5 protein-coding genes and 2 pseudogenes are annotated in these 7,532 nt (G+C 60.3%); 2 read left to right on the top strand and 5 right to left on the bottom strand.

What is annotated here, in order from left to right; genetic code table 11:
* From AS156_RS45070 to AS156_RS29185, 3 genes and pseudogenes are all read right to left on the bottom strand, one after another.
* A pseudogene (locus AS156_RS45070) lies at nt 1–253 on the bottom strand (hypothetical protein); the annotation flags it as partial.
* 481 nt (nt 254–734) lie between these two features.
* Nucleotides 735–1,274, bottom strand: a complete 540-nt coding sequence (locus AS156_RS29195; RefSeq protein WP_066512000.1) for a hypothetical protein — start codon at nt 1,272–1,274, stop codon at nt 735–737.
* An 845-nt stretch (nt 1,275–2,119) separates the two neighbouring features.
* Nucleotides 2,120–2,341, bottom strand: a complete 222-nt coding sequence (locus AS156_RS29185) for a LuxR C-terminal-related transcriptional regulator (protein ID WP_066511991.1) — start codon at nt 2,339–2,341, stop codon at nt 2,120–2,122.
* 301 nt (nt 2,342–2,642) lie between these two features.
* On the opposite strand from AS156_RS29185, the gene AS156_RS29180 reads away from it, so the two are divergent.
* On the top strand, nt 2,643–3,032 hold the full coding sequence (locus tag AS156_RS29180; protein WP_245313122.1) for a helix-turn-helix domain-containing protein: 390 nt from the start codon (nt 2,643–2,645) through the stop codon (nt 3,030–3,032).
* A gap of 297 nt (nt 3,033–3,329) precedes the next feature.
* Here the strand turns inward: AS156_RS29180 and AS156_RS46235 are convergent.
* A pseudogene (locus AS156_RS46235) lies at nt 3,330–3,446 on the bottom strand (DUF6161 domain-containing protein); the annotation flags it as partial.
* 183 nt (nt 3,447–3,629) lie between these two features.
* Between AS156_RS46235 and bcsS the strand changes: the two are divergent.
* The gene (gene bcsS / locus AS156_RS43545; protein ID WP_201456123.1) at nt 3,630–3,767 is read left to right on the top strand and encodes a cellulose biosynthesis protein BcsS; all 138 of its coding nucleotides are present in this window, start codon (nt 3,630–3,632) and stop codon (nt 3,765–3,767) included.
* A 108-nt stretch (nt 3,768–3,875) separates the two neighbouring features.
* Here bcsS and AS156_RS29175 read toward each other — a convergent pair whose 3' ends face one another.
* Nucleotides 3,876–7,343, bottom strand: coding sequence for an AAA family ATPase (locus AS156_RS29175; protein ID WP_066511983.1), 3,468 nt, complete (start codon nt 7,341–7,343; stop codon nt 3,876–3,878).
* Nucleotides 7,344–7,532 lie beyond the last annotated feature (189 nt).

Raw genomic sequence — 7,532 nt, 5'->3', positions numbered from 1 at the left:
GATAGCCTCCCGCTCGCACAGCACCGCCGTGAAAACCTCCAGCGCGCATGCCGCCTCCGCGGCGGGCGAATGCGTCGTCGGGAGTGAAGGTGACCAACAGCATGGCTGCGGCTGCCAACGCGATGAGAATTCGACGCAACATTGGCGTACTCCTTCTTCGATAGAGAAAGCCGCGGACGCCTGCACGGCGCATTGAGCCGCGGTCTGTTCGAAGCTTTGCGCGCTGGAGCTTCGCGCCCTTGACCTGGATCAATCCTCACGTTCATCTACGTGAACGACTGTTCCGTCACCCTCTCCATCGACCGCCTTCACGCCGACGCCACAATTGGTGACGAACAGGAATGACGCTGATGGCAGAGGCCGTCACCATTGTCGTTGACGGGGCTGTCTCTCGACCGCGATCCAGAAAATCTGCAACCGTCGGCGCTGGCGGCGCAGTACCTTGATTGCAGCCGGACCTACATCACGCCGATCAAGAGCAGGGGCAAGGCGTGATGCCGTAGTCGATGCCGCGCGGCAGGACGACGGGTGTTAGCGGCTTACTTGCTCCGCTCCTTGATCACCCAGAGCCGATCGGCTCCACATCGCGCACCAGCCTTTGTGTGCGAGATGGTACGAAAAGGAAAGTCGAAAATCAAAAATTGCAAATATGCTCGATAGGCGGGGTCTCGCGTTCCCCGCGTTCTCCACGCGGCCCAGAGGACCCGAAGGGCGGCGCGCGCGGCGAGCGCGTTTCACTGCCTCAACTTGCCGATCAGAGTGTGTACGCCTCGACAAACCTGAACGACGGCCTGCTGATCATCGTCCATCGCCTTGCTCCATGCCGGGTTGTCTCTCAAGTAGCCACGCACGGCTGTGGCTCCGTTGGCTCGTAAGGTATCCCACGTGAAGCCGTTTCCTTCGATGATGTCCTCCATCGCTTTCTTTAGCTTGTTGCGCTCCTCGTCCGACAGGTCGCACTTGGTCTGAGCTGTCATGTAGGTAACCGCCGCCATCGCGGCGTCATTCGTCCGCTCGGCGGCAGGCTTGTCCGGGCTGACCTTGGCCTTCGGTTCGATGCTGCCGCGATCGATCAACTCCTTAAGCGCGCCGTACTGCCTGTCCTCGCAATAGACACGCATGGCATAGTTGTCCGGCCATTCATTGGCACAGTATTGCTTGATGGCTGCGACCTTGTCCTGCGGCAGTTTCGCGATGTCGTCGGAGGACATTTCGCCCGCCGAAGCTGACACTGTGCCCGCAACGACCAATGCTGCGATTTTGACGAGTTTCATCGTTTGGGCTCCGTCGGATTTGGCAGCCCTAAAAGTTGACCGCTGGCCTCGCGGCAAACCATTGACCTACATCAAGCATCGACGCTGCCCCGCTCGGTGCATCGCCCGGGTCGTCGTCACCACGAACGAGCGCGCCGGGAGCGCGCGGGGCTACAGGGCCAAGGTTTAGCCCTCGCCAGCGCGCAGGCAGGCAGTCTGTTTCCTTGATCAAGATCAATGGTCAGCGTCGCCGACCCGCGACCATGCTCAATCGCTGTGGCGGATATTCAGAGACATCGACCGGTGTCTCGGCTGGAACGTCTGCGGGCACAGCGGTTTGTGAACATCGTGCCAAACAGGCACGGGGAGGCCATTGGTGACGTGGGCCCGGCTAGGTGCGGATGCTGGGCCCCTTCACTGCCAACGGGGAAGGCCGTAGAGCGCGCCAGGAGCGCAGGGCTACGGGGACGCCGGACCGACCGGCCCATAGGGGCGGTGGCGAGGCCGTACGACTTATCGCGGCTTCCTTTGCTCCGCTGCCACGTCGGCTTCCAGGATTTCGAGCTGGCTCGCCAGACCGCTGAAGGTCCGGCTTATGTTTGTCAGAAGGGACGCTCGTTTTTGAGAAATCCCGGCCTGCCTCGCTTGAGCCCGGTATTCGGACGCAAGTTTGCGGGCCTCCGCAGCGGTCATCACACGGTCCTTCATACGCGGTACCTGCCGCAAGGCCGACCAGCGTTCAAATTAAAGATGGGTAAGTCCCCAAGGCGGGAAGCTGGAACAAGGGCCTGGAAGGCCACAGGAAGGCCATAACCGCACCGAGACATAGCCGGCAGCTCGCCTGCGGAGCATCGAACCCCCGGCACCTACGTTACGCCTCTGTAGGTTCTCCAGCTTGCCAGTCGCTCGGCTGCATCCGCGATCTCGTCCGGCGAGCTGACACCCAGCTTGGCGAGCAAGCGCGCGCGCTGCTGTCCGACTTGACTGGCGGTCCCGCCAAGTCGCTCGGCGATCTGAGCATCAGTCTTCTCAGCGGCCAAGCGCCGTAAAAGCTGCTTCTCGCGTGGGCTCAGCGGCAGTTCGCTCATAGCCTTCCCAAGGATTGTGAAACCGCAGACACGCAAAGCCACAAGCGGTCGATTACGCCGCGAGCGGTCACTCAAGGAAGAGAACAGCTAGCATCATTGCGATCGGCAAAAGCCCGAGACAGATCACACCAACCGTAAAAGCTGTCCCATTCTTCAAAGTCTGCGCAAGACGCCGATGCAGGCCCATACCGTCCCAGCTCCCCTTTGCAACCAACGCACGTGCTCGTTAAACACCATCGCAAGTAGAAAACAAACGGTGGCGAAAATGGCCAGGGAAAGATCAAATAATTCAGATGCAACGTTGGAGAAGCGTCGCAAGCAATCCGCGATTGTCGGCAGATTGTTGGTGGCATGCTTCGTGGCGATGCGCAGCGGTTACGCTCGCAAGCACCCCGGCGCAGTGTTTGAAGAGCTGCTGGTAGCGATGATGATCCGCATGAGCGACGATTTGGGCGCGCCGCCACGTACTGCCTCTGATATTTCAAAGTATCTCGGGCTTCCGCGTTCCAACGTGAGGCGCTGCCTCGACGTGCTGATCAGCGAAGGCGTGGTCCGCAAGGCGAACGAACACGGCCATGTGGGCGAGCTGGATTGGCTCGCGGCGAGGATCGATGCGGAGTATTTTAAGAATATCCGGGATGCGATCATCGCCGCTGCCGACGAGCTGAAGGCGCTGGACGCGCCCCGGTAATGATCTTGACCCACCGCGTCGGGCAAGCCCGCCAAAGGAAGGCCGTACAGCGGGCCCGGGAGCGCAGGGCTAGGGACACCGGAGCTACGCGCCCGAGCCGAACCCCGAGACCAAGAAGAGGGACGTTGGTTCGCGCTCAATGAGGATCGCCCGCTTACCCGACGAGAGGAGAGGCTGTCGGTCAGTGCTCACGTCGGAGAACGAGCGACAGAGTCGGCTTTTGGTCAATGTCCGACGTGGAGCAATCGGCCGACTTCTGGCGCAGCATCGTCCTTCACAATACTATCTGATCCTAACCTAAACAGCGCTGTCATTCGCCTGCCGATCTTTCTCTTTTATCGATTTGCTCCTTGCTAGCGCCAAGAACGTCATGATCATCGTTCGCCTTTTCTCAGCGTCGGTGGCGAGATGATACGCGCTAAGGTAGGTAACTCAAGCCTGCGCGCCTCCCTTGTTCGGCATCACCTTCTTGGGATCGAGCCAGAGGTCGACCGATCAGCCCAATGCTGCATCAGCCATACGGGCGGGAGGTCGCAAAGCGTGTCCTGCTTCTCGGTCCCACTTTGATTCGCATGGTACCACCAGTCGCATGGTGGAATGACAGTTCGTCTCGGCGGACACATTACAGGGGTCACCGTCGCCGGTATGAACACCGGTGTCTCGCTCGACTTTGTCCGAGACAGCAACTGCGGCAAAGGCGTATACGGCGGCTTGAATTTCCAGATCAATTTCTGATCGGTCTAACGTTGACGTGCCTAGCCGACATCTTGTCATCGCCATTGCTGCGCCACACCCTGCGTAAGCGGCGTCCGCGCGGAAGGCGCCTGGGGCGCCTCGGTATCCTCAGACACGCCCGCTCCATTCATGATCTCCGGGCATTTCCGCCACCAGTTCATTCGCCAGCTCGAGCGCTTCCTTGACGTCAGACGTAAGCAGACCTTCCGTGAAGGTTCGGACGACGGGTAGCAGCAGCACAGCCGCTTGCGCGTGTCTGCCGGAATGTCGCCATAGGCGTGCCAGGCTGACGGTTGAACGCAATTCAAAGGTCCGCGCGCTTTGCCTGCGCGCCAACTCGTTCGAGGCGAGGAATAATCGTTCAGCGGATTCGACGGACGATGATTTCGCGTAATTGAGAGTCATCTCACCTTGCAAACGATAGATCTCGGCTTCGTAAAAATGCTCTCCCGTCCTCCTTCCGATCGCCGATGCGTTGTCGAGTTCGCGCAAGGCAGCATCCGGTAAGCCGGCACTTGCAAAAGCCTTCGCGAGCAGGCTCCTGAACCAGCAACTGGCGAGCCAGGCGTTCATGCCCTCGTAGCCGTCGACGCCAATTCGCATCTGGTTCAATCCCTCATCGACATCCCCAAGCTCGGTCATCGCCCATCCTCGCAGGATGGTCGTCTGATGCTTCCAATGCAGGAAGCCATGTTCCGATGATAAGGCTAGTGCCCTATTGGCGTAATCGTGGGTTCCTTCGACATCGCGGAGATGCTGGCAAACGTAAGCGCCGAAGGTCAAAGCAAACGACAGCGTGAAGGGGTGGCGAAGGTGTTCAGCCTCCGAAATGGCCTGCTGGCTATACTGACGCGCCGCGTCAGGACGGCCGAGAAACCACAAGAGATAGCCGAGGTATGACAGCGAGACGATGCCAGGATGGATGCCATGCGTTGCCGTCAGCGTGCCGTGCAGTTCCGGACTGTACAGGCTCCTGAAGCGCCCGAGATGATGTTCGGCGACCACAAATCGCCCGCGGTACAGCATGGTCATCGCAATCGCCCGATGCGCCTCGATGAGGTATCCGGTCTGTTGCGCTGGAGATATTTTTTGGTTCAATGCCTCGCGCCTTGCGAACTTCAAGAGCTCCGCACTCAGCTCATGCGCCCGCGCGAGATCGCCGCGGATGAAGTGGCACACCCAAAGCCCGCGCGTCGCCGCAAAGACCTTCGCCTTGTCGTCGAGATGGCGACCGAGCTCGAGCGCTCGAACATAATTATCCTCGACCTCCTGCACGGCATATCCCTTGGCCGCGATCAGGGCGGTACCCAGGGCGATGCGAAGCTCCAGCTCGGATTCGGTTCGGGCCTGCATGCTGGGTGAGCCTTGCAGAACGGCGAGTCCGCGACGAAGATGACCGATCGCCTCCAGAGTGGCGCCCTTCATGGCGGCCTGCTTGCCTGCCTTGAGCCAGAAACTCGCAGCCTGCTCGCTCTCGCCTGATTCGGTCAGGTGATAGGCGAGAAGTTCCGGCTCGCGTTCGGCCTTTTCCGGATATTTTTCGGCCAGCACGCGCGCGATTTTCGTGTGCAGGGTTCGTCTTTCCTTGTGCAACAGGCTTTCATGCGCAGCATTTTGGATCATCACATGCCTGAATGAGTACAGCGCCTCCGGCAGGAAACCGAAGCGAACAATCAATCCGGCGGCCTCCAAATGGTTCAGGGCGGCTTCGATCAGATCCGCGGACGCATCGGCGACCTCGCGGAGGATTTCGTAGGAGAACTCGCGGCCGATAGTGGCGCCGATCTGCGCGATTCTCTTGAATGACCCCATACGATCAAGGCGGGCCATGAGGGAATCGTTCAGTGTCGCCGGTATCGCGAGCTGGTGCCATGGGCCGGACAAGACGTAGTGTCCATGCTGCTCGGTCAGGACGTCGGACTCAAGGACGGCCTTGGTCAGCTCTTCAAGAAAGAGCGGCACACCATCGGTCTTGACGATGATGTCCTCAACCACCTCGCGGGGGAGCTGCCTGTCTCCCGCCACACGTTCGACCAATGTCGTGCGGACCTGTCGACCGAGACGCTTCAGGTTCGCAGTCACGGCATGCCCGCACTCCTTCCAGCCGGGCTGAAACTCCGGGCGACCGGTGATTACGATGAGGATCGACGTGTTGCGAACGTTCTGCACCAGAAGATCGAGTACGTCCCGCGAGGTGGGATCGATCCAATGTACGTCCTCAAAGTCGATCAGGAGCGGTTGCTCGCGCGCTTGCGCGAGCAGATGGTTGACGAGCGTGGCAACAGTCGCATCCTTCTGCTGTTGCGGCGAGAGATCGAGGGCCGCGTAGCGGTCCCCGGTAGGAATTGAAAGCAACGCCGCAAGGATCGGCACCACTGTTTCCGCTTCGCCATTCGAGGCGGCGACACCAGCTTCAAGGCTTCTTAGCCACAGCGCAGACGCGCTTTCGCCGTCAAGGCCGAGCGCAAGTTTGAGCTGCGCGATGAAGGGATGGAACGCGGTGCTGCTGTAATAGGGAGAGCATTGGAACGAAACCTGTCCGTGCTGATCGAGTGCGATCCGCTCCCGCAGCTCCTGGACAATCCGGGACTTTCCAATTCCCGGCTCGCCCGTCAGCAGCACAACCTGACCCTCGCGGGCTTTCGCTCGCTGCCAGCGGGTCTGAAGCAACGCCACTTCATCAGTGCGGTTGACCAGCGGCGTCAATCCGGAGCTCGTGGCTGCGGCAAATCGCGTTTCCGTGCGGGAGGGTCGAACCACAAGCCAGGCCCGAGCCTTCGCGGACATCCCCTTCAGCGCGTGAAATCCGAGGTCCTCGTAGTCGAACTTTCCTTTCAGCAGGGATTGCGTCGAAGACGCGATGACGACGCCATTTGGAGGCGCCAGGGTCTGCAGGCGGGCAGCAAGATTTGGCGTCTCGCCGACTGCGGAATCGCGCTCCTCCGTGTCCTGTCCAACCAGATCTCCGACGACAACAAGGCCGGTCGCAATCCCGATGCGCACGCTAGGCCCGTGACTGGTGACGCCGCGGGCGTCACTCGCTCTCGCCGACGACAGGCTCCGTACAATTTCGAGCGCCGTGCGCACCGACCGCTCGGCGTCATCCTCATGCGCATTCGGATAGCCGAAATAGACTAGAATGCCGTCCCCGAGGTAGCGGGCCGCGAAACCTTCGTACCGCTTGACCACGCTGACGCACTTTTCCCTGAAGCTCGCGATCATGTCGCGGACGTCTTCGGGATCGAACTGTTCGGACAGCGAGGTCGATCCGACCATGTCGCAGAACATCACGGTCAGCTGGCGCCGCTCGGCGCTCGCCGCTACGCATTCTGCGACGCTCCTACCGCCAGCTGGACCTTTTGCCGGACGGGTCACGGAAGCGACCGCGCGCCGCAAGCGCTTGCGATCTCCGAGCGGAAGTCCAAGTTCGACCAGATCCTGCTCGGTCAGATCGGGCAGAACGTCCAAACCGATACGATGCTGCACAAAGAGCTTGCCGTACTGGCCGAGGTCAACGGTTTCGAGCCAGTGCGTGAGAGCAGCCTCCATATCCGCGCTTGGCTGTTTCTCCGGCATGGTGATCCGTCCGACTTCAGGCCATCGGCGACTATGGCGGGGCAGAGCCGACGCGATTTGCTGGCACGAGTATTACGGGTCGTGGACCCGAAGCCGACGACCAATATCCTTATCGCGTATAGAGATTTGCTTCATGCTTGATCAGAGCAGAATTAATTGCGCGAAGTGCTGCATCGTTGAATTAGAAGG

Origin of the sequence: Bradyrhizobium macuxiense, assembly GCF_001542415.1 — a bacterium.
Taxonomy (GTDB): Bacteria; Pseudomonadota; Alphaproteobacteria; order Rhizobiales; family Xanthobacteraceae; genus Bradyrhizobium; species Bradyrhizobium macuxiense.
The sequence above is the reverse complement of the archived record's forward strand: the minus strand, read 5'-3'. Positions and strand labels throughout refer to the sequence as shown.

Bases quoted from the DNA above. Each gene is read 5' to 3' on its own strand.
- AS156_RS29195 (WP_066512000.1), bottom strand. From the start codon at position 1,274: ATGAAACTCGTCAAAATCGCAGCATTGGTCGTTGCGGGCACAGTGTCA.
- AS156_RS29185 (WP_066511991.1), bottom strand. From the start codon at position 2,341: ATGAGCGAACTGCCGCTGAGCCCACGCGAGAAGCAGCTTTTACGGCGC.
- bcsS (WP_201456123.1), top strand. From the start codon at position 3,630: ATGACAGTTCGTCTCGGCGGACACATTACAGGGGTCACCGTCGCCGGT.
- AS156_RS29175 (WP_066511983.1), bottom strand. From the start codon at position 7,343: ATGCCGGAGAAACAGCCAAGCGCGGATATGGAGGCTGCTCTCACGCAC.